Consider the following 20,322-nt stretch of genomic DNA (forward strand, 5'->3'; position numbering starts at 1 on the left):
GGGCGGGGCCGCGGAGGGGCCGGGGGGCGGGGCCGTCGGGAGACCGGGGGCGGGAGGAACGGGCTGGGGCGGGGTGCCGTTGGAGTGCGGGCCCGTGCTGGCCGCGGCCGAGAGGGCCTCCGCGAGGCCGCCCAGTTCGACGTGGACCACGAGCACCGGTTTGCCGGGGGTCGCCTCGGCGGCCGAGCGCAGCGCGTCGGCCAGGGCCGCGTCCTCGGTGGCCCCCTCCCCCAGGGCCGGGATCGCGGTCACCACCACCGCGTCGCTCGTCTCGTCGGCCAGCGCCCGGGACAGCGCCGCCCGGAAGTCCTCCGCGGAGGCGGCCGTCGTGAGGTCCTGCGGCGGCTGCGGGCGCAGGCCCTCGGCCAGGCAGCGGTCGTAGGTGAGCACGCCCAGCGACTCGGAGTTGCCGAGGATCGCCACCCGGGGCCCGGCGGGCAGCGGCTGCCGGGCCAGCAGCAGCCCGGTGTCGACCAGCTCCGTGATGGTGTCGACCCGGATCACGCCGGCCTGCCGCAGCAGCGCGGACACCGTGGCGTGCGGCAGCCGCGTCGCCCGGACCGCGTGCCCCTGGGGCGCCGAGCCGGCCCCCTGCACGACGACGAGCGGCTTCACCGCCGCCGTGCGCCGGGCGAGCCGGGTGAACTTGCGCGGGTTGCCGATGGACTCCAGGTACATGAGGGCGACGTCGGTGTCGGGGTCGTCGTACCAGTACTGGAGGACGTCGTTGCCGGAGACGTCCGCGCGGTTGCCGGAGGAGACGAAGGTCGACACGCCCGTCACCCCGGTCACCCCGCCGCCGCGCCGGTGCAGCCGGGAGAGCAGGGCGATGCCGATGGCGCCGGACTGGGCGAACATGCCGATCCGGCCGGGCCGGGGCATCTCGGGGGCGAGGGAGGCGTTCAGCCGGACCTGCGGCGAGGTGTTGACGATCCCGAACGCGTTCGGCCCGACGATCCGCATGCCGTACGTGCGCGCCTGCCTGACCAGGGCGCGCTGGCGCTCCCGCCCCTCCGGGCCGCTCTCCGCGTACCCGGCGGAGACCACGACGAGTCCCTGCACACCGTGCTCGCCGCACTCGGTGACCACCTCGGGCACCTGTCCGGCCGGTACGGCGACCACGGCGAGGTCGACCGGCCCGTCGATCTCCCGCACCGAGCGGCGGGCGGGCACCCCGTCGATCTCCTCGCACTCCTGGCCGAAGGCCCGGTTGACGGCGTACAGCCGGCCCGTGAAACCGGCCTCGCGCAGATGGCCGAGGAGGGTGCGGCCCACGCCCCCGGGCGCACGGCCCGCTCCGATGACGGCGACCGAGCCGGGCACCAGCAGCCGCCGCACCGAGCGCGCCTCCGCGCGCTGCTCGCGCGCGTGCTGCACGGCCAGCGAGCGGTCGGTCGGCTCGATGTCGAACTCCAGGCGTACGACGCCGTCCTCGAAGCTGCGCTTCTGGGTGTACCCGGCGTCGGTGAACACCTTGATCATCTTGTTGTTGGCGGGCAGCACCTCCGCGGCGAAACGGCGGATGCCGCGCTCGCGGGCGACCGCCGCGATGTGCTCCAGGAGGGCGGAGGCGACGCCGCGGCCCTGGTGGGCGTCCTGCACCAGGAAGGCGACCTCGGCCTCGTCGGCGGGCTCGGAGCCGGCGGGCGCGGAGGCGGACGAGGCGGCGGGGGCGGAGGCCGGTACGGGGGCGGACACGGCGGCGGGCGCTCCGGCGGCGCCGAGGCGGTCGTAGCGTACGGTGGCGATGAACTCGCCGCCGATGGTGGCCGCGAGTCCCACCCGGTCCACGAAGTCGTGGTGCGTGAAGCGGTGGACGTCCTTCGCGGACAGTCGCGGGTAGGGCGCGAAGAAGCGGTAGTACTTGGACTCGTCCGACACCTGTTCGTAGAAGCTGACCAGCCGGTCGGCGTCCTCGGCGGTGATGGGGCGGATCCGCGCGGTGCCGCCGTCGCGCAGCACCACGTCCGCCTCCCAGTGGGCGGGATACTCGTGCCGGTCCGACGAGGTGCGCATGGGCCCCAGAGTACGGCTCGCGTCCGGCGACGGCGCGAGGCAGTCTGTGGAGCACACGCGCGAGGACGCGCCCTGGGCGGACACCTGCCGGACCGAGGCCGCGGTCCGGCACCGCCGGGACACCGGTCGCGGTGCCGTCCGGGACGTGCTTCACGTATGGGAAACTGGTCTAGACAACCTGAAACACTGAAGGGCAGCATCACATGGCTGAGCGCCGCGTCAACGTCGGCTGGGCCGAGGGCCTCCACGCCCGCCCCGCTTCCATCTTCGTCCGGGCCGCCACGGCCGCAGGGGTCCCCGTGACGATCGCCAAGGCCGACGGCAACCCCGTCAACGCGGCCTCCATGCTGGCCGTTCTGGGCCTCGGCGCGCAGGGCGGCGAGGAGATCCTCCTCGCCTCCGACGCCGAGGGCGCGGACGCCGCCCTGGACCGGCTGGCCAAGCTGGTCGCCGAGGGTCTCGAGGAACTTCCCGAGACCGTCTGACCGCTCACCGCTCACCGCGCACCGCGCACCGAGTGCCGGGCGCGGCCACGGCCCCGCCGGGCCGCCGCTCACCGGCCGCGGTGCCGCGCAGCGCAGCGCGCACACGAAAACCGCGTCGCCCTTTTCTTCACGGGCGGCGCGGTTTTCGCGTGTTACCGCGTTCAAGGAAAAGTTCGCACGCATGCCGGAATCACGATCGTGCCGCCCGGCGGTAACGCGAGCGGGCGCATACCGAGAACGCGATCGGGCGCACACCGGAAACGCGCGCGAATTCACGGCGGCGCGAATAACGGCCCGGAGCTTCCTCCGGTCGATTTCCTCTTTGTATACGGCAGTCTTGTTAATGCCGGACGCCCGATGTGTTGACGGGACGTTTCGGGGCCCTCACACGTTGCGCGGCCGTCACCCGCTCCGTGTGCAGGGCGGCGAGCGCCCGGGCGCGGTCGGCGTCACCGCGCGCCACGGCGTCCACGATCGCCCCGTGCTCGTCCCAGGCCTCCACCGGGTCGGCGGGGTCCGGCACCCCGTACATCCAGGCGATCTTGTACCGCAGCTGGGTCAGGGCGGCGGTCAGCGCGGGACTGCCGCAGGCCTGCGCCAGGGTCTCGTGGAACCAGGCCGCCAGGGACCGCAGTTCCTCGCCGCCGCTGTCGGCCCGCTCCCGCCCCAGCCTGACCAGGCCGCGCAGCACCTTCAGATGGGCCTCGGTGCGCCGCTGGGCGGCCCGCGCCGCGCCCAGCGGCTCCAGCAGGAGGCGCATCTCCAGCAGGTCGGCGGCCTCCTGCCCGGTGGGCTCGGCGACACACGCGCCGGCGTGCCGGCGGGTCACGACGAAACCCTCGGCCTCCAGGGTGCGCAGGGCCTCGCGCACGGGCACGCGCGAGACGCCGTAGCGTCGGGCGAGGGCCTCCTCGGCGAGCCGGGCGCCGCGCTCGTGGACGCCGGCGACGATGTCGTCCCGGATCGCCGTGCACACCGAGTGCGCCGGAACGCGCATGACCGACCTCCGCATTGATCCCGTGGAACTCCGCGACGAACGCGTGTTCCGCGACTCTATGACAATGCGCGGGAATTTCCGACCGCACGACGGAATCCGGGGTTATTTTTTGGTCAACGCCTAGCCCGGGAATACCGAAAGCCCCGGCCGGGCGGCCGGGGCTTTCGATGTCGTTCAGATGTCCGCGTGATCAGTGTCCACGTGTTCGGGGGCACGGGCTGCCGGACGGGCGCGCCCTCTCAGGTGCCGCCGTCAGACGTTCACGCCGTGCTTGCGAAGGTAGGCGATCGGGTCGACGTCCGAGCCGTAGTCGGGGGCGGTGCGCGCCTCGAAGTGCAGGTGCGGGCCGGTGACGTTCCCGGTGGCGCCGGACAGGCCGATCTGCTGCCCCGGCACGACCTGCTGGCCCACCGAGACGCCGATGGACGACAGGTGCCCGTACTGGGTGTACATGCCGTCGGCCATCCTGATCACGATCTGGTTGCCGTACGCCCCGCCCCAGCCGGTCTGCACGACAGTGCCGGCACCGACCGCGTGCACCGCGGTGCCGCTCGCGGCGTGGAAGTCGATGCCGGTGTGCGAGCCGGAGGACCACAGGGAGCCGCCGGTCTTGTAGCCGGTGGAGACGTACGAGCCGGTGATCGGCGGCACGAAGGTGTTGAGGCGCTTGCGCTCGGCCTCGCGGGCAGCCCGCTCCTTGGCCTCGCGCGCCTTCTTCGCCTGCTCGGCGGCCCGCTTGCGCGCGGCCTCCTCGGCCTGCTTGTGCCGGGCCGCCTCCAGCTGCGCGGCGGCCTGGGCGTCGACCCGCTCGGCGACGGTGTCACCGAGGCTGACGACCGGGGTGAGGCCGGTGTCCGCGGGCGCCGGGGTCTCGGCGGCCAGGGCCGGGGAGGCGGCGAGGGTGCCGATGACGCCGGTGGTGGTGAGGGCCGCGACACCCGCCGCGCGGGCGGTGGTGCGCTGCACCCGTCCGGGACGGCGGTGCTTCCCGGTGGCGCGCGTGAACGCCATGTGGTGGCTGGTCCTTTCCTTCCCTCTCGCCTACCGGGTTAGCTGACGGGTTCGGAGCAGGAAGGTCTCCTACGGGCCCCGCGCGTGCGCGGCGCCCGATTCACCCCAGGGACTGAGTGGGTCCCCGGCTCCCCTGGCTCGCGCCGTACGGGGACTCGGCGATGACTGTCCGGTGCCGCGGGTGCGGCGCACTGCCCGACGAACAGCCGGACCGACGCTAGACGGGCCCGCTTTCCGATCCCAAACAGATCCGGGTTTTTGTAGCGCAGACCACAGGGCAGAAGGGCAGCCACTCCCCCAATCCGGACATCGCAGAGCCCTGGTGACGCGTCCGTCACCAGGGCCCCACGCGCGCGTGCCGGGCGGCCCGCTACTCGGCGGCGACGACGGTCACCGGACCGATGCCGAGCGCCTCGACGGGCTCCTTGATCTGCGCCGCGTCCCCGACGAGCACCGTCACGAGCCGGTCCACCGGGAAGGCGCTGACGACCGCCGCGGTGGCCTCCACCGTGCCGGTCTCGGCGAGCTGCTGATAGAGCGTCGCCTGGTAGTCGTCGGGCAGGTGCTGCTCGACCTGGTCGGCCAGCGTGCTGGCCACGGCGGCGGCCGTCTCGTACTTGAGCGGCGCCACACCGACGAGGTTCTGCACGGCGACGTCCCGCTCGGCTTCGGTGAGGCCCTCGGCGGCCAGCTTGCGCAGCACGGTGAACAGGTCGTCCAGCGCGGGTCCGGTGTTCGGCGTGTCGACCGAGCCGCTGATGGCGAGCATCGCCGCGCCGGTGCCGTCGGGCGCGGAGCGCAGCACCTGGCCGAACGACCGCACGCCGTAGGTGTAGCCCTTCTCCTCGCGCAGGACGCGGTCCAGGCGGGAGGTGAGGGTGCCGCCCAGGCAGTAGGTGCCGAGCACCTGGGCCGGCCAGACCCGGTCGTGCCGGTCGGGCCCGGTGCGGCCGATGAGCAGCTGCGTCTGGACGGCGCCGGGCCGGTCCACGATCACGACGCGGCCGGTGTCGTCGGCGGTGACCGGCGGCACGGGCCGCGGCTCGGCCCGCGAACCGGTCCAGGCGCCCAGGGTCTCGCCCAGCAGCTCGTCGAGGTCGACGCCGGTGAGGTCGCCGACGACCACGGCGGTGGCCGTCGCGGGGCGTACGTGCCGGTCGTAGAAGGCGCGGACGGCGGACGCGTCGACGGCGCCGACGGTGTCCTGCGTGCCCTGGCGGGGGCGCGACATGCGCGCGGTGGCCGGGAACAGCTCCTTGGAGAGTTCCTTGGCGGCCCGGCGGGAGGGGTTGGCCAGCTCGTGCGGGATCTCGTCGAGCCGGTTGCGCACCAGCCGTTCGACCTCGGACTCGGCGAACGCCGGTGCCCGCAGGGCGTCCGACAGCAGCCCGAGCCCCTTGGCCAGCCGGGAGGCCGGGACCTCCAGGCTGAGCCGTACGCCGGGGTGGTCGGCGTGCGCGTCCAGGGTGGCGCCCGCGCGCTCCAGTTCGGCGGCGAACTCCTCGGCGGAGTACTTGTCGGTGCCCTCGGAGAAGGCCCGCGCCATGATCGTGGCGACGCCGTCCAGGCCGGCCGGCTCGGCGTCCAGGGGTGCGTCGAGGAGCACCTCCACGGCGACGACCTGCTGGCCGGGGCGGTGGCAGCGCAGCACCGTCAGGCCGTTGTCCAGCGTGCCGCGCTCGGGGGCCGGGAACGCCCACGGCCGGGCCTCGCCCGCCTGGGGACGGGGGTGGAACTCCATGGTGGCCAGCTCGGTCACTTCGCCGTCTCCTCGGTGTCGTCGCCGGCCGCGGCGTCCGCGTCCGGTGCCTGCTCCTGTGCGTCGGGGGCGGTCGGCTCGTAGACGAGGACCGCGCGGTTGTCGGGGCGCAGGCGGGCCTTGGCGACCTCCTGGACCTCCTCGGGCGTCACCTCCAGGACGCGCTGGACGGCGGTCAGGGCGAGCTGCGGGTCACCGAACAGGACGGCGTAGCGGCACAGTTCGTCGGCGCGGCCCGCGACCGTGCCGAGCCGGTCCAGCCACTCGCGCTCCAGCTGGGCCTGGGCGCGCTCCATCTCCTCGGCGGTCGGGCCGTCCTCGGCGAACCGGGCCAGTTCCTCGTCGATGGCGGCCTCGATGACCGGCACCTCGACGTCGCCGGAGGTCTTCACGTCGAGCCAGCCCAGGGAGGGGGCGCCGGCCAGCCGCAGCAGGCCGAACCCGGCGGCGACGGCGGTGCGGTCGCGGCGCACCAGCCGGTTGTACAGCCGGGAGGACTCGCCGCCGCCGAGGACGGTCAGCGCGAGGTCGGCCGCGTCGCACGCGCGCGTGCCGTCGTGCGGGAGCCGGTAGGCGGCCATCAGGGCGCGGGCCGGGACCTCCTCCTCGACGACCTCGCGCAGCTGTCCGCCGATGATCTCGGGCAGCGAGCCGTCGCGGGGCTGCGGCTTGCCGTCGTGGGCGGCGATGGAGCCGAAGTACTTCTCGATCCACGCGAGGGTCTGCTGCGGGTCGATGTCGCCGACGACCGAGAGGACGGCGTTGTTCGGCGCGTAGTACGTCCGGAAGAACGCGCGCGCGTCCTCCAGGGTGGCCGCGTCCAGGTCGGCCATGGACCCGATGGGCGTGTGGTGGTACGGGTGGCCCTCCGGGTAGGCGAGGGCGGTCAGCTTCTCGAACGCCGTGCCGTAGGGCACGTTGTCGTAGCGCTGGCGGCGCTCGTTCTTGACGACGTCGCGCTGGTTCTCCATCGACTCGTCGTCCAGCGCGGCGAGCAGCGAGCCCATGCGGTCGGCCTCCAGCCAGAGGGCCAGTTCCAGCTGGTGGGCGGGCATGGTCTCGAAGTAGTTGGTGCGTTCGAAGCTGGTGGTGCCGTTGAGGGAGCCGCCGGCGCCCTGGACCAGTTCGAAGTGACCGTTGCCCTTGACCTGGGCGGAGCCCTGGAACATCAGGTGCTCGAAAAGGTGAGCCAGGCCGGTACGCCCCTTGACCTCGTGGCGGGAGCCGACGTCGTACCAGAGGCACACCGCCGCGACCGGGGTCAGGTGGTCCTCGGAGAGCACCACGCGCAGGCCGTTGGCCAGGCGGTGCTCGGTCGCTGTCAGGCCGCCGGAGCCTGCCTCGGCTGTGGCCGTGTGACCCATGGGCATGTGCGTCCCTTCGATCGCGGTGGCGGTCCGGGAACCGCCCTGTTCCTGCCGGTCCTGCCACTGTATGCAAGCGTGCGGACCGCTGGCGAAGTTCCCGCTCGCGGTACGCCGGGAGCGGAAGCGGATCGGGGCGGACGGGTCCCGCGCGCGGGGCGCGCGGGACCCTCCCGGGCGGGGTCCGGTCCACGTTGTCAGTCCGGCGGTCCACAATGGTCGGCGTCAGATCCCGTCACACGCTTCAGCAAGGAGCCGGCAGCGATGGCCCGCCGCAGCACGAAGACCCCGCCGCCCGACGACCCCTACGAGGAGAAGATCCTCGACATCGACGTCGTCGACGAGATGCAGGGCTCCTTCCTCGAGTACGCGTACTCGGTCATCTACTCGCGCGCCCTGCCGGACGCCCGGGACGGACTGAAGCCGGTGCACCGCCGCATCGTCTACCAGATGAACGAGATGGGCCTGCGCCCCGAGCGCGGCTACGTGAAGTGCGCCCGTGTCGTCGGCGAGGTCATGGGCAAGCTCCACCCGCACGGCGACGCGTCGATCTACGACGCGCTGGTGCGGCTGGCCCAGTCCTTCTCGATGCGTGTCCCGCTGGTCGACGGCCACGGCAACTTCGGCTCCCTGGGCAACGACGACCCGCCCGCCGCGATGCGGTACACCGAGTGCCGCATGGCCGAGGCGACGAGCCTGATGACCGAGTCGATCGACGAGGACACGGTCGACTTCGCGCCGAACTACGACGGCCAGGAGCAGGAGCCGGTGGCCCTGCCCGCCGCCTTCCCGAACCTGCTGGTGAACGGCGCGTCGGGCATCGCCGTCGGCATGGCCACGAACATGCCGCCGCACAACCTGGGCGAGGTCATCGCGGCGGCCCGGCACCTGATCCGCCATCCGAACGCGGACCTGGACGCGCTGATGCGCCATGTCCCGGGCCCCGACCTGCCCACCGGCGGACGGATCGTCGGCCTGTCCGGCATCCGGGACGCCTACGAGTCGGGCCGCGGCACGTTCAAGATCCGCGCCACGGTGTCGGTGGAGACGGTCACCGCCCGCCGCAAGGGCCTCGTCGTCACCGAGCTGCCCTTCACGGTCGGTCCGGAGAAGGTCATCGCCAAGATCAAGGACCTGGTCGGCGCGAAGAAGATCCAGGGCATCGCCGACGTCAAGGACCTCACCGACCGCGAGCACGGACTGCGCCTGGTCATCGAGATCAAGAACGGTTTCGTGCCGGAGGCGGTCCTGGAGCAGCTCTACAAGCTGACGCCGATGGAGGAGTCCTTCGGCATCAACAACGTCGCCCTGGTCGACGGCCAGCCCCTCACGCTGGGGCTGAAGGAGCTGCTGGAGGTCTACCTCGACCACCGCTTCGAGGTCGTGCGGCGCCGCAGCGAGTACCGGCGCGGCAAGCGGCGCGACCGGCTGCACCTGGTCGAGGGCCTGCTCACGGCGCTGGTGGACATCGACGAGGTCATCCGGCTGATCCGCTCCAGCGAGAACTCCGCGCAGGCCAAGCAGCGCCTGATGGAGCGGTTCTCGCTCAGCGAGGTGCAGACGCAGTACATCCTCGACACGCCGCTGCGCCGGCTGACCAAGTACGACCGTATCGAGCTGGAGGCGGAGAAGGACCGGCTCAACGCGGAGATCGAGGAGCTGACGCGGATCCTGGAGTCCGACGCGGAGCTGCGCAAGCTGGTCTCGAACGAACTCGCCGTGGTCGCCAAGAAGTTCGGCACCCCGCGGCGCACGGTCCTGCTGGAGGCGGGCGCCGTCCAGGTCGCGGCGGTGCCGCTGCAGGTGGCGGACGACCCGTGCCGGGTCCTGCTGTCCTCGACCGGTCTGCTGGCACGCACGTCTGACGACGGGCCCTTCCCGCGGGACGCGGACGCCAGGCGGCACAAGCACGACGTGATCGTCTCGGCGGTCCCGGCCACGGCGCGCGGCGAGGTGGGCGTGGTGACGTCGGCCGGCCGCCTGCTGCGGGTGAACGTCGTGGACCTGCCCCAGCTGCCCCCGACGGCGGCGGCGCCGAACCTGTCCGGCGGCGCGCCGATCGCGGAGTTCATCTCCCTGGACGACGACGAGACGGTGGTCTGCCTGACCACGCTGGACGAGTCCTCGCCCGGTCTCGCGCTCGGCACGGAGCAGGGCGTCGTCAAGCGGGTGGTCCCCGACTACCCCGCCAACAAGGAGGAGTTGGAGGTCATCACCCTCAAGGAGGGCGACCGGATCGTCGGCGCGGCCGAGCTGCGCACCGGTGAGGAGGACCTGGTCTTCGTCACGGACGACGCGCAGTTGCTGCGCTACCAGGCGTCCCAGGTCAGGCCGCAGGGCCGGCCGGCGGGCGGCATGGCGGGCATCAAGCTCGCCGACGGCGCCAAGGTCATCTCGTTCACGGCGGTGGACCCGGCCGCGGAGGCGGTGGTGTTCACGGTCGCGGGCTCGCGCGGCACGCTGGACGACTCGGTGCAGACGACGGCCAAGGTGACACCGTTCGACCAGTACCCGCGCAAGGGCCGGGCCACCGGCGGTGTGCGCTGCCAGCGGTTCCTGAAGGGCGAGGACTGCCTGTCGTTCGCCTGGGCGGGGCCCACCCCGGCGCTGGCCGCGCAGAAGAACGGCAACCCGGCCGAACTCCCGGAGATCGACCCGCGCCGCGACGGCTCGGGCGTGTCCCTGCCGAAGACGGTGGCGGTGGTGGCCGGTCCCGCCTGGGCGTGAGGCCGTTCCGGGCCGGGCGGGGAGCCGGCCGGCCCTGGGCGGGAGGCCGACCGGGTCCCGGCGAGGGGCGCTCGGGGGCCCTTGCGGACCGGGGCGAATCCGTCCCCGCCCGGTCGGATCCGTTCGCGGGCGGGGCGCACCGTCCGGGCGCGGGTCGAATCCGTCCCGGCGCGGGTCGTACCCACCCGGGCGCGGGGTATCGAATCCGTCCCGGCGCGGGTCGTACCCGCCCGGGCGCGGGGGCTGAGTCCGTCTTGGCGCGGGCTGGGTCCGTCCCGGACCGGCCCTAGACGGGCGGGTCCTCGGTGGGTACGTCCTCCTGGTCGGGACCTTGGACGTAACGCAGGACGCCCCACATGCCGTGCTCGTCGGCGTGCGGGGTGTCCTGCTCGCACGCCTGGAGTTCCTTGACGAGGCCGGGGACGTCGGTGCCGGACCCGATGAGCACGAGCTGGGTGCGGTGCGGTTCGCCGGCCGGCCAGGGTTCGGGGTAGAAGCGCAGGAACCGGCCCACGGCGTGCACGGCGTAGCGGTTGCGCGGGTCGTGCGGGCCGAAGCCGACGTACCCCTTGATGCGGTAGAGACCGTCGGGCCGGCTGTCCAGGAATCGCATCAGGCGGCGGGGATCGAGCGGCACGTCGGAGACGAAGGAGAGGCTGTCGTAGCCGGCGTGCAGATGGCCGGCGTGATGGTCGTGGGCGTCGTCGTGGCCGTCCTGCCCGAAGGCGCCCAGATCGTCGAAGGACAGCTGGCCGACGCGTTCCTCACCGGGCCGGCAGTCGAACAGGAACTCGGGGTCCACGCGGCCGTAGGAGGCCGGGACGACGGCGGCCCGGTCGACGAGGGACCGTACGGTGGCGAGCACCTGTTCGCCGTCGGCGGCGCGGTCGGTCTTGTTGACGACGACCAGGTCCGCGAGGGCGAGGTGCCGGTCGATCTCCGGGTGCCGGGCCCTGGTGCCGTCGAACTCGGCGGCGTCGACCACCTCGACGAGGCCGCCGTAGACGACCCGGGGGTTCTCGCTGGCCAGCACCATCCGGACCAGTTCCTGCGGCTCGGCCAGCCCGCTCGCCTCGACGACGATCACGTCGATGCCGGCGCCGGGGCGGGTCAGCCGGTCCAGGTACTGGTCCAGCTCCCCCGCGTCCACGGCACAGCACAGGCACCCGTTGCCGAGGGAGACCGTGGAGTCGCCGAGTGCGCCCGCGACCGCCATCGCGTCGATCTCGATGGCCCCGAAGTCATTGACGATCGCGCCGATCCGGCTGCCGCCGCTGTGGTGGAGGAGGTGGTTGAGCAGCGTGGTCTTCCCGGCGCCGAGGAATCCGGCGAGCACGACGACGGGGATCTGGGCGCTGCCCGGGCGCGCGGCGGGCGGGGCGGTGGCCGGGGCCGCGACGGGACCCGGATCGCGGTCCGGGTCCGGGTACGGGTTCCGGAGCGGCTGGCTCACCGTGCGGCCTCTCTCCCAGCGGTGCGGTGCGCGCCCGGGGCGACGGGGCCCGGTGCGGGCGCGCGGACTGACTGCCGCACCAGGATACGAGCCGCTCACCGGCCCGGGGACCGCGAGCGGCTCCCCCGCGCGGGGCACCGTCGCGGACCCTGCGGGTCACGCCCTCACGCGCGGGCGCACAGCGTCTGCCCGCAGGCACCCCTCCTACCCCGTGGCGCGGGGATCTTCCGCCGCGTCGGCGCGGGCCTGCTCGTCGATGCGGCGCTTGGCGTCCTTCCAGTCGATCGGGAGGTGCGCGACGGGCACTTCCCAGAAGGTGAACGTCGAGCGCCGCATGGCCGGACGGAGGCCGGTCATGACGCCCTTGTGCGGTTCCGCCCTGGCGTACGTGTCGAGCGCGTCGCGGCTCTCCCACGTCGACAGGGTGAAGAAGACCCCCTTGAACAACTGGGCCTCGAGGGAGGCCCCGAGGGCTCCGGGTGCCTTGCGCACCTGGCCCCACGCGGAGAGGGACTTCAGGAAGAAGCGCGGGACGTCCTTCAGGGAGCGCAGCTCGAAGCGGGAGGCCATGACGAGGGCGGTGGTGCCGGGCCGGGCGGGGTTGGGCGTGACCCAGGGAAGAGTGGGCACGGTGGGCTCGCCTCCACTGTTGGTGAGTGACGCTATCCAGCTTAGACAGCGCTGCTATCCAATGCCAGAAAAGAACGCGGAGAACGCGGAGAACGCGGAGAGTGCGGAGAACGCGGAGAAGCTGATGCGGCTGCGGCTGCGGCTGCGGCTGCGGCTGCGGCTGCGGCTGCGGCTGCGCGAGTGTCCGCACAGGAGCTGACACGTCAGGGCCGGGGTGCCGGGCGGGCCCGGACGGTCCGCGGGGGTCCGGCCGCAGTAGGCTCGCCCCTGTGAGTACGTGCGCGACCGCCTCCCGGCAGCTCGGCGAACCGTTGTCCGCCACCGCGCCCACGGCGACGACGTGGCTGCTGCTGGAACAGCCCGGCCCCTGGGGCGCCGAGGCGCTCACGTCCAGCCACCTGGACCCGGTCCTGGGACGCGCACTGGAGCGGGCGGCACAGGGCACCGGCGTCCGGGTGGCCCTCATCCGCCGCCCCGGACGGCACGCCGACTGCCACACCCCTTCGATGCGGCATGTGTACGCGGCCCACACTCTGCCCGGCGCCACCTGGCTGCACGGCGCGGTGACGGCAGCCCCCGAACAGTTGCTGGACCTCGACTTCACCGCCCTCGGCAGGGGTGACCACCACACCTTCGACACGGTCCTGACGGGCGGGCCGCACACAGCGGGCCCGCTCGCCCTCGTGTGCACCAACGGCCGGCGCGACCGGTGCTGCGCCCTGCTGGGCCGGCCCCTCGCCGCGGAACTCGCCTCCCGCGGGGTCCGGGACACCTGGGAGGTCTCGCACCTGGGCGGCCACCGCTTCTCCCCCACCCTGCTCGTCCTCCCCCACGGGTACGCGTACGGACGCGCCGAGGCCCGCTTGGTCGAAGAGGCCCTGCACGGCGTACGGGAGGGCCGGGTCGTGCTCGACGGCTGCCGGGGCCGCAGCGCCTGGGAGCGGCCCGCGCAGGCCGCCGAACTGGCCGTGCGCGAGGCGGCCGGCGAGTACCGTGCCGACGCGCTGACCGTCGTACGCACCGCCCCGCTGGCCGTTCCCGGCGTACCGGACCCGGCCCGTGCGCCGCGCCCGGAGGGAGCCGCGCCCTGCTGGGAGGTGACCGTCGCCCACGTCGACGGGCGCCGCTGGCACGTCACCGTGGCACGGGGCGCTTCCGGTCCGCCGCGCGCGGAGAGCTGCGGAGCGTCGGCGCTCGGCACCCCGGCCCGCATGGACGTGCTGGCCGTCCGTGAACTGGCGGTGCCCGGGCCGCACCACTGAGCCCGCCGGGAACCGCCGGGGGAGAACCGGCGGGGAGAGAGCGGCACGCGGAACCGGCTCGGCCGGGAGAGAGCGGCACGCGGAACCGGCTCGGCCCGGACAGTCGCGGCGCGGGAATCGGCTGCGCCGGGAGATCCGCGCCACACCACCTGGGGCGGCCGCCGTCGCGCACCGTACCGTCATCCGCATGAGCACGACTGCCCCCGCACGCCGCCGACGCCTGGGCCTGCCCCGGCGGGCGTTCTCCCAGGTGCTGCTGATGCAGCTGGCGATCGCCGCGGGAGTCGCCGTCCTGGCGACCGGGCTGTTCCTCGCGCCGCTCAGCCACCAGCTGGACGACCAGGCGATGCGGCGCGCCCTCTCGATCGCCGAGACCACCGCCGAGAACCCGCAGATCGCCCGCGACCTCCAGCACACCCCGCCCAGCGCGGACGGGCCGGTGCAGCGGGAGGCGGAGCGGATCCGCAGCGCGACGGGGGCCGAGTACGTCGTGGTGATGGACCTGCGGGGCACACGCTGGTCGCACGCCGATCCGCAGCAGATCGGCAGGATCGTCTCGACGAGTCCCGAAGCCCCCCTGGCCGGCCAGAAGGTCATGCAGATCGACACCGGCACCCTGGGCCGCTCCGCCCGCGGCAAGGTGCCGCTCTACGACGACCGCCACCACATCGTCGGGGCGGTCTCGGTCGGCATCGCCTACACGAGCGTCCGCGCCCGCCTGGTCGACGCCATCCCAGGACTGCTCGCGTACGCGGGCGGAGCCCTGGCCGTCGGCGCGCTGGCCGCCTGGCTGGTCTCCCGGCGGGTGCAGCGGCAGACCAGGGACCTGGCCTTCTCCGACATCGCGGCCCTGCTCGCCGAACGGGAGGCCATGCTGCACAGCATCCGCGAGGGCGTCGTGGCCCTGGACCGGGACGGCCGGGTGCGGCTGCTCAACGACGAGGCGCGACGGCTGCTCGGCATCGGTGACGAGGCCGTGGGCCGTTCCCTGGACGAGGCGCTCGGCGAGGGCCGTACGACCGACGTCCTGGCCGGGCGGGTGACCGGCACCGACCTGCTCACCGTGCGCGGACAGCGGGTCCTGGTCGCCAACCGGATGCCCACCCACGACGGCGGCGCCGTCGCCACCCTGCGCGACCGCACCGAACTGGAGCAGCTCGGCCGGGAACTGGACTCCACCCGGGGCCTGATCGACGCGCTGCGCGCCCAGGACCACGAACACGCCAACCGCATGCACACACTGCTCGGACTGCTGGAGCTGGAGATGTACGACGACGCGGTGGAGTTCGTGGGGGAGGTGGTCGGCGACCACCGGGCCACCGCGGAGCAGGTCACCGAGAAGATCCAGGACCCGCTGCTCGCCGCCCTGCTCGTCGGCAAGGCCACGGTCGCCGCCGAGCGCGGTGTGGCGCTGTGGATCTCGGACCGCACGTGGCTGCCGGACCGGCTGGTCGACCCCCGCGGCCTGGTCACCGTCGTCGGCAACCTCGTGGACAACGCCCTCGACGCTGTGGCGGCGACGCCGCACGCGCGCGTGGAGGTCGAGCTGCGCACCCAGGGGCGCAGCGCCGTCCTGAGAGTGCGCGACACCGGTCCGGGCATCCCGGCCGAGCTGCGCGAACTGGTCTTCACGGAGGGCTGGTCCACCAAGCGGCCACCGGCGCACGGGAAGCGCGGCATAGGGCTCTCCCTGGTGCGCAGGCTGGCCGAGCGCCAGGGCGGCAGCGCGACGGTGGGAGCGGCGCACGGCGGCGGCGCGGAGTTCACGGTGGTACTGCCCGAGGCGCTGGAGGAGGGCGCGGGCCCGGCCCCCGCCGCCGCCCCCGCCGGGTCCCTCGCGTCCGCCGGGCCCGTCAGCACCGGCGGACCCGTCGCCACCGGCGGACCCGTGACCACCGGCGGGCCCGTGACCACCGGCGGGCCACTCGCGTCCGGCCCCGCCACCGTCACCTCCGGCCCCACCGCAGCTTCCGCCGCTTCCGCCGACGAGGAGGCACGGTGATCGAGGTTCTGGTCGTGGACGACGACACCCGGGTCGCGCGGGTCAACGCCGCGTACGTCGCCAAGGTGCCCGGCTTCCGCGTGGCGGGCCTGGCGCACAGCGCCGCCGAGGCGCTGCACCGGCTGGAGGCCCTGCCGCGCCCGGACCTGGTGCTCCTGGACCACCATCTGCCGGACCGGACAGGGCTCGACGTGGTCCGGGAGATGCGCCGCCGCGGCCACCAGAGCGACGTGATCATGGTGACGGCGGCCCGGGACGTGGCGACCGTCCAGGCGGCGATGCGGCACGGCGCGCTGCAGTACCTGGTCAAACCGTTCACGTTCGCGGGCCTGCGGCCCCGGCTGGAGGCGTACGCCGCGCTGCGCCGCACCCTGGACGGCGGCGGGGAGGCCGAACAGGCCGAGGTGGACCGCATCTTCGGGGCGCTGTCCGCGTCCGCGGCGCCGGGTCCGCCCCGGGCGCACTCCCCCACCACCGCCGACCTCGTACGCCAGACCCTGATCCGCGCGGACGCGCCGCTGTCGGCGCAGGACGTCGCCGACCGGACGGGGCTGAGCCGGCAGACCGCCCAGCGCTATCTGAAGCTGCTGGAGCGCGCGGGGCGGGCCCGGCTGACCCTCCGGTACGGCGACGCGGGCCGCCCCGAACACCGTTACGTGTGGGCGGCCCGCGTCTGAGGACCCGGCTCACGGGGCGCGGAGGACACGGTGCGTGTCGCTCCCGCGGCCGGGCACGGGGGTCAGCCGATGGCCTTCTTGACGAACTCCGTCGTGAAGGTCTTGCTCAGGTCCACCTTGGCGTTCTTGATGGTGGGATTGAACGCCTTGAGGACCTTCTCGACGGTCTCGGGACCGTTCGCCGGCATGACGCCGTCCGTGGTGAACATCGGCAGCGTGCTCTTGATGGCCGCCGCGTACAGGAGCTTGTTGCCCTGCGAGTAGTCGGCGGGCATCTTGTCGGCGATCTCGGTCGCGCTGTGGGTGGACATCCACTTGAGCGTCTTGACGAACGCGTTGGCCAGCTTCTGGACGGTGTCCTTGTGGCTGTTGACCCACTCCGTCTGCATGTAGAGGCTCGACGACGGGTACGGGCCGCCGAGCGCCTCCTGCGAACCCTCCGGGGTGCGCATGTCGAGCAGGATCTTGCCGGCCTTCTTGTCCAGGATGGTCGCGACGGTCGGGTCGGTTGTCATACCGCCGTCGATGGATCCCTTCTGCAGCGCGGAGATGAACGTCGGTCCGGCACCGACGGCGACCGGGGTGAAGTCGCTGACGTTCACGCCGTTCTTCACCGCGAGGTACTTGGTGAGGAAGTCGGTCGAGGAGCCGAGGCCGGTGACGCCGAGCTTCTTGCCCTTGAAGTCCTTGGGAGAGGTGATCTCCCCCTCGGCCTTGGCGGAGACCACCTCCACCTCACCCGGCGCGTGCGAGAACTGCACCACGGACTCGATGTCCTTGCCCTTGACCTGGAGGTCGAGGGTGTGGTCGTAGAAGCCGACGGCGCCCTGGACCTGGCCGGAGACGAGCGCGGTCTCGGCCTGGACGCCGGCGGGCTCGCTGAGCAGTTCCACGTTCAGTCCCTCGGCGGAGAAGAAGCCGAGGCGCTGGGTGAGCATGGCGGGCATGTAGATGACCTTGTCCAGGCCGCCGACCATGATCTTGACGTGCTCGCCCTTGCCGCCGCCGCTGCCGCTGCCGGCCGCCGAGCCGGCCGCGTCGTTGGCGCAGGCGGTGAGGGAGGACAGGGCGAGCAGGCCGGTGGCGGCCGACGCCGCGAGTCTGGTGGTCTTGCGCATGACGGTTCACGTCCTAGGGGTGAGCGGTACGGGGCGGGGTGCGGGGAAGAGGGCGCCGGGCCGGACCGGCGGCCCGGTGCGCGGACCGGCGGGTCTGCGGACCCGGCGGACTTGCGGGCTCGCGGACCGGCGGACCGGCGGCAGGGCCTGCGCCACAGGGGCCAGGCCGCGGCTCAGCGGCCGGAACGGCGGCTCATCGGCCGGAATCGGCGGCTCAGTCGCCTGAGTCGGCGGGCTTCCAGCGGAAGATGCGGCGCTCGGCGAAGGTGAGCAGCCCCTCGGCGACGAGGGCGACCGCGGCGAGGATGACCATCGCGGCGTACACGCCGGCCGCGTTGAAGGTGCCCTGGGACTGCGCCACGAGCAGGCCGATGCCGTTGGTGGCGCCGATGTACTCGCCGACGATGGCACCGATGAGGGCGAAGCCGAAGCTGACGTGGAGGCTGGTGAAGATCCAGGAGGTGGCGGACGGGATGACCACCTGGAACGTGACCCTGCGGTCGCTGGCACCGAGGATCCGCGCGTTGGCCACCAGGTTGCGGTCGACCTCGCGGGCGCCCTGGAAGGCGTTGAAGAACACCGGGAAGAAGACGAGGACGACGGCCGAGGCGATCTTGGACATCGGTCCGAGTCCGAACCAGATCACGAAGATCGGGGCGAGCACGATCCTGGGAAGCGAGTTGAGCACCTTGATGTAAGGGCCCAGGACGTCGGCCAGGAAGGGGATGCGCCCCAGCGCGATGCCGAGGACGACACCGGCCACCACACCGAAGCCCCAGCCGATCAGTGCCTCGTAGAGGGTGTACCAGATCTGCTCGCCCAGCGAGCCGAGCGCGGTGCCGTGGGTGATCCACGTCCACATCTGGTCCCAGATCTTGGACGGCATCGAGAAGTTGAAGGGATCGATGACCTCCGCGCGGGAGAGCGCCTCCCACAGGCCGAGCACGGCCACCAGGAGCAGGACGCGGGCCGCGGTGACGATCACCTTCCGCTTGCGGGCGGCTCGCGCCCGGGAGTGCGCCCTGTCGGGCGTCTTGGCCACCTCGGCGACCGGCGTGCTGAGCGTCTCAGGCGACATGGGCGGCACCTCTTTCACGGGTGATGCGGACCTCTTCGCCCAGGGACTCCCAGATCTCGCGGTAGATGTCGATGAACTCGCTCTGCAGGCGCACCTGTTCGACCTTGCGCGGCCGGGGCAGGCGGATGTCGAAGACCTGCTTCACGGTGGCCGGACCGGCCGTCATCACGACCACCTTGTCGGCCAGCGCGATGGCCTCCTCCAGGTCGTGGGTGACGAAGACGACCGAGGAGCCCGTCCCCTCCCACAGCTCCAGCAGCTCGTCCGACATCAACGCCCGGGTCTGGACGTCGAGCGCCGAGAACGGCTCGTCCATGAGCAGGATCTCGGGGTCGTTGACGAAGGTCGCGGCGAGCGCGACCCGCTTGCGCTGACCGCCGGAGAGCTGGTGCGGGTAGCGGTCCTCGAAGGCGGCGAGTCCGACCCGGGCCAGCCACGCCCGCGCCTTCTCCTTCGCCTCCGCCTTGGGCACACCGCGGAACCGCGGCCCGGCCATCACATTGGACAGCACCGTCCGCCAGGGGAAGGTGGCGTCCTGCTGGAAGACGAAGCCGACCTTGCCGCCGACGCCGGTCACCGGCTCGCCGGCCACCAGCACCTCACCCTCGGTGGGCTCCTCCAGCCCGCTGACCAGCGTCAGCGTGGTCGACTTGCCGCAGCCGGTGGGTCCCACCACGGCCACGAACTCGCCGCGCCGCACGGTCAGGTCGAGATCCCTCACCGCGGTGTGCAGGCCCCCCGACGGGGTCCTGAACGTCTTGCTCGCGCCCCGTAGCTCGATGGCGGGGCTGGTGTCTGCGCTCATGACCCGGGACGGTAGGTGTGGCCCCCGCCACAGCAGCAGTCTTCTGTTCGCAAGCCGTTCTTTTGCTCGCAAGCACCTGTTGTGCTCGTTTTGCTCGCGCTACAACAACGGAGCCGAAACACGGGCTTAACGCTCGCCAGGCCTTGAGGGAAAGAGGCCCGATGATTGACGTCCTGGTGGTCGACGACGACTTCCGTGTCGCCGAGATCAACGCGAAGTACGTGGGAAAGGTTCCCGGTTTCCGGGTGACCTCCCGCGCGCACAGTGCTGCCCAGGCACTGGCCGCCGTACAACGCGGAGGGATCGACCTGGTCCTGCTCGACCACTACCTGCCCGACCGCACCGGTCTGGAACTCGTCCACCGCATGCGCGAACAGGGCCTGGGCACCGACGTCATCATGATCACGGCGGCCGGCGACGTGGCGACCGTGCAGCAGGCGATGCGGCTGGGCGCGCTGCACTACCTGGTCAAGCCCTTCACCTTCACCGCGCTGCGCACCCGCCTGGACTCCTACGCCGCCCTGCGCCGCACCGTCGACCGCGTCGGCGGCCGCGGAGTGGCCGGGCAGGAGCAGGTCGACCGGATCTTCGGCGCCCTGCGCACCACACCGGCACCGTCCTCCCCCGGCCTGCCCAGCGGCCACTCGGAGCCGACGACGGACCTCATCTGCGGTGTCCTGCACGGCGCCGGCCGGCCGCTGTCGGCCCACGAGGTGGCCGAGCGCACCGGCCTGAGCCGGTCCACCGCCCAGCGCTACCTGCGTCACCTGGAACAGGCCGGCCGGCTGCGCCTGTCACTCAAGTACGGCGACACCGGACGCCCGGAGCACCGCTACGCGTGGGTGGCGCCCTGACCCGGGCGGGGCGGCCGGTGCCGGTGGCCACCGGTGACCGCCGCTCCGGTGCCGCAGGTGTCACGGGACGCCTCCCCGGCGAGG

General features: G+C 73.0%; 17 protein-coding genes and 1 riboswitch. Of the genes, 7 read left to right on the forward strand and 10 right to left on the reverse strand.

The window, feature by feature from the left end; all coding sequences use genetic code 11:
* A partial coding sequence (locus IG64_RS16540; RefSeq protein WP_037856711.1) for a GNAT family N-acetyltransferase occupies nt 1-2,016 on the reverse strand: 2,016 nt, incomplete at its 3' end.
* Nucleotides 2,017-2,219: 203 nt separating this feature from the next.
* Here IG64_RS16540 and IG64_RS16545 point away from each other — a divergent pair.
* On the forward strand, nt 2,220-2,501 hold the full coding sequence (locus tag IG64_RS16545) for an HPr family phosphocarrier protein (protein ID WP_037856714.1): 282 nt from the start codon (nt 2,220-2,222) through the stop codon (nt 2,499-2,501).
* A gap of 340 nt (nt 2,502-2,841) precedes the next feature.
* Here the strand turns inward: IG64_RS16545 and IG64_RS16550 are convergent, their stop codons facing one another.
* The 4 genes from IG64_RS16550 to IG64_RS16565 all read right to left on the reverse strand — a co-directional run bounded on the left by IG64_RS16550 (nt 2,842) and on the right by IG64_RS16565 (nt 7,638).
* Nucleotides 2,842-3,498 carry a GntR family transcriptional regulator gene (locus IG64_RS16550; RefSeq protein ID WP_037856715.1) on the reverse strand — a complete coding sequence of 219 codons (657 nt, stop codon included), beginning with the start codon at nt 3,496-3,498 and terminating at the stop codon, nt 2,842-2,844.
* 252 nt (nt 3,499-3,750) lie between these two features.
* Nucleotides 3,751-4,509, reverse strand: a complete 759-nt coding sequence (locus IG64_RS16555; protein ID WP_037856718.1) for a M23 family metallopeptidase — start codon at nt 4,507-4,509, stop codon at nt 3,751-3,753.
* A gap of 12 nt (nt 4,510-4,521) precedes the next feature.
* Nucleotides 4,522-4,680: riboswitch (cyclic di-AMP (ydaO/yuaA leader) on the reverse strand.
* Nucleotides 4,681-4,879: 199 nt separating this feature from the next.
* A complete protein-coding gene (locus IG64_RS16560; protein ID WP_037856720.1) occupies nt 4,880-6,268 on the reverse strand; it encodes a M16 family metallopeptidase in 1,389 nt (462 codons plus the stop codon).
* A complete protein-coding gene (locus IG64_RS16565; protein WP_037856722.1) occupies nt 6,265-7,638 on the reverse strand; it encodes a M16 family metallopeptidase in 1,374 nt (457 codons plus the stop codon). The genes IG64_RS16560 and IG64_RS16565 overlap by 4 nt, the downstream gene beginning before the upstream one ends.
* 258 nt (nt 7,639-7,896) lie before the next feature.
* Here IG64_RS16565 and IG64_RS16570 point away from each other — a divergent pair, with 258 nt between their 5' ends.
* Nucleotides 7,897-10,359, forward strand: coding sequence for a DNA gyrase/topoisomerase IV subunit A (locus IG64_RS16570; protein ID WP_037856723.1), 2,463 nt, complete (start codon nt 7,897-7,899; stop codon nt 10,357-10,359).
* Nucleotides 10,360-10,645: 286 nt separating this feature from the next.
* On the opposite strand, the gene IG64_RS16575 is transcribed toward IG64_RS16570, so the two are convergent.
* Nucleotides 10,646-11,707, reverse strand: a complete 1,062-nt coding sequence (locus IG64_RS16575) for a CobW family GTP-binding protein (RefSeq protein WP_037856871.1) — start codon at nt 11,705-11,707, stop codon at nt 10,646-10,648.
* 309 nt (nt 11,708-12,016) lie between these two features.
* Complete coding sequence (locus tag IG64_RS16580) at nt 12,017-12,442, reverse strand: DUF3291 domain-containing protein (protein ID WP_037856726.1); 426 nt, start codon at nt 12,440-12,442, stop codon at nt 12,017-12,019.
* 61 nt (nt 12,443-12,503) lie between these two features.
* Between IG64_RS16580 and IG64_RS41160 the strand changes: the two genes are divergently transcribed.
* The 4 genes from IG64_RS41160 to IG64_RS16595 all read left to right on the forward strand — a co-directional run bounded on the left by IG64_RS41160 (nt 12,504) and on the right by IG64_RS16595 (nt 16,383).
* Nucleotides 12,504-12,641, forward strand: a complete 138-nt coding sequence (locus tag IG64_RS41160; protein ID WP_158771578.1) for a hypothetical protein — start codon at nt 12,504-12,506, stop codon at nt 12,639-12,641.
* Between the two features lie 70 nt (nt 12,642-12,711).
* The gene (locus IG64_RS16585; protein WP_037856727.1) at nt 12,712-13,704 is read left to right on the forward strand and encodes a sucrase ferredoxin; all 993 of its coding nucleotides are present in this window, start codon (nt 12,712-12,714) and stop codon (nt 13,702-13,704) included.
* Between the two features lie 187 nt (nt 13,705-13,891).
* Complete coding sequence (locus IG64_RS16590) at nt 13,892-15,706, forward strand: ATP-binding protein (RefSeq protein ID WP_037856728.1); 1,815 nt, start codon at nt 13,892-13,894, stop codon at nt 15,704-15,706.
* A complete protein-coding gene (locus IG64_RS16595; protein ID WP_037856730.1) occupies nt 15,703-16,383 on the forward strand; it encodes a response regulator in 681 nt (226 codons plus the stop codon). The genes IG64_RS16590 and IG64_RS16595 overlap by 4 nt, the downstream gene beginning before the upstream one ends.
* 62 nt (nt 16,384-16,445) lie before the next feature.
* On the opposite strand, the gene IG64_RS16600 is transcribed toward IG64_RS16595, so the two are convergent.
* The 3 genes from IG64_RS16600 to IG64_RS16610 form a co-directional block, all read right to left on the reverse strand.
* Entirely contained in the window at nt 16,446-17,501 is a 1,056-nt protein-coding gene (locus IG64_RS16600; RefSeq protein WP_037856732.1) for an ABC transporter substrate-binding protein, read from the reverse strand.
* Nucleotides 17,502-17,715: 214 nt separating this feature from the next.
* A complete protein-coding gene (locus IG64_RS16605) occupies nt 17,716-18,579 on the reverse strand; it encodes an ABC transporter permease (protein ID WP_037856734.1) in 864 nt (287 codons plus the stop codon).
* The gene (locus tag IG64_RS16610; RefSeq protein ID WP_037856737.1) at nt 18,569-19,384 is read right to left on the reverse strand and encodes an ABC transporter ATP-binding protein; all 816 of its coding nucleotides are present in this window, start codon (nt 19,382-19,384) and stop codon (nt 18,569-18,571) included. Before IG64_RS16610 ends, IG64_RS16605 begins: the two co-directional genes overlap by 11 nt.
* A 161-nt stretch (nt 19,385-19,545) precedes the next feature.
* Between IG64_RS16610 and IG64_RS16615 the strand changes: the two genes are divergently transcribed.
* Entirely contained in the window at nt 19,546-20,238 is a 693-nt protein-coding gene (locus tag IG64_RS16615; RefSeq protein WP_037856738.1) for a response regulator, read from the forward strand.
* Nucleotides 20,239-20,322 lie beyond the last annotated feature (84 nt).

Origin of the sequence: Streptomyces sp. NRRL S-340, from assembly GCF_000720185.1 — a bacterium.
GTDB lineage: Bacteria > Actinomycetota > Actinomycetes > Streptomycetales > Streptomycetaceae > Streptomyces.

Bases quoted from the DNA above. Each gene is read 5' to 3' on its own strand.
- IG64_RS41160 (WP_158771578.1), top strand. From the start codon at position 12,504: ATGCCAGAAAAGAACGCGGAGAACGCGGAGAACGCGGAGAGTGCGGAG.
- IG64_RS16555 (WP_037856718.1), bottom strand. From the start codon at position 4,509: ATGGCGTTCACGCGCGCCACCGGGAAGCACCGCCGTCCCGGACGGGTG.
- IG64_RS16545 (WP_037856714.1), top strand. From the start codon at position 2,220: ATGGCTGAGCGCCGCGTCAACGTCGGCTGGGCCGAGGGCCTCCACGCC.
- IG64_RS16605 (WP_037856734.1), bottom strand. From the start codon at position 18,579: ATGTCGCCTGAGACGCTCAGCACGCCGGTCGCCGAGGTGGCCAAGACG.
- IG64_RS16590 (WP_037856728.1), top strand. From the start codon at position 13,892: ATGAGCACGACTGCCCCCGCACGCCGCCGACGCCTGGGCCTGCCCCGG.
- IG64_RS16570 (WP_037856723.1), top strand. From the start codon at position 7,897: ATGGCCCGCCGCAGCACGAAGACCCCGCCGCCCGACGACCCCTACGAG.
- IG64_RS16610 (WP_037856737.1), bottom strand. From the start codon at position 19,384: ATGAGCGCAGACACCAGCCCCGCCATCGAGCTACGGGGCGCGAGCAAG.
- IG64_RS16615 (WP_037856738.1), top strand. From the start codon at position 19,546: ATGATTGACGTCCTGGTGGTCGACGACGACTTCCGTGTCGCCGAGATC.
- IG64_RS16550 (WP_037856715.1), bottom strand. From the start codon at position 3,498: ATGCGCGTTCCGGCGCACTCGGTGTGCACGGCGATCCGGGACGACATC.
- IG64_RS16565 (WP_037856722.1), bottom strand. From the start codon at position 7,638: ATGCCCATGGGTCACACGGCCACAGCCGAGGCAGGCTCCGGCGGCCTG.
- IG64_RS16600 (WP_037856732.1), bottom strand. From the start codon at position 17,501: ATGCGCAAGACCACCAGACTCGCGGCGTCGGCCGCCACCGGCCTGCTC.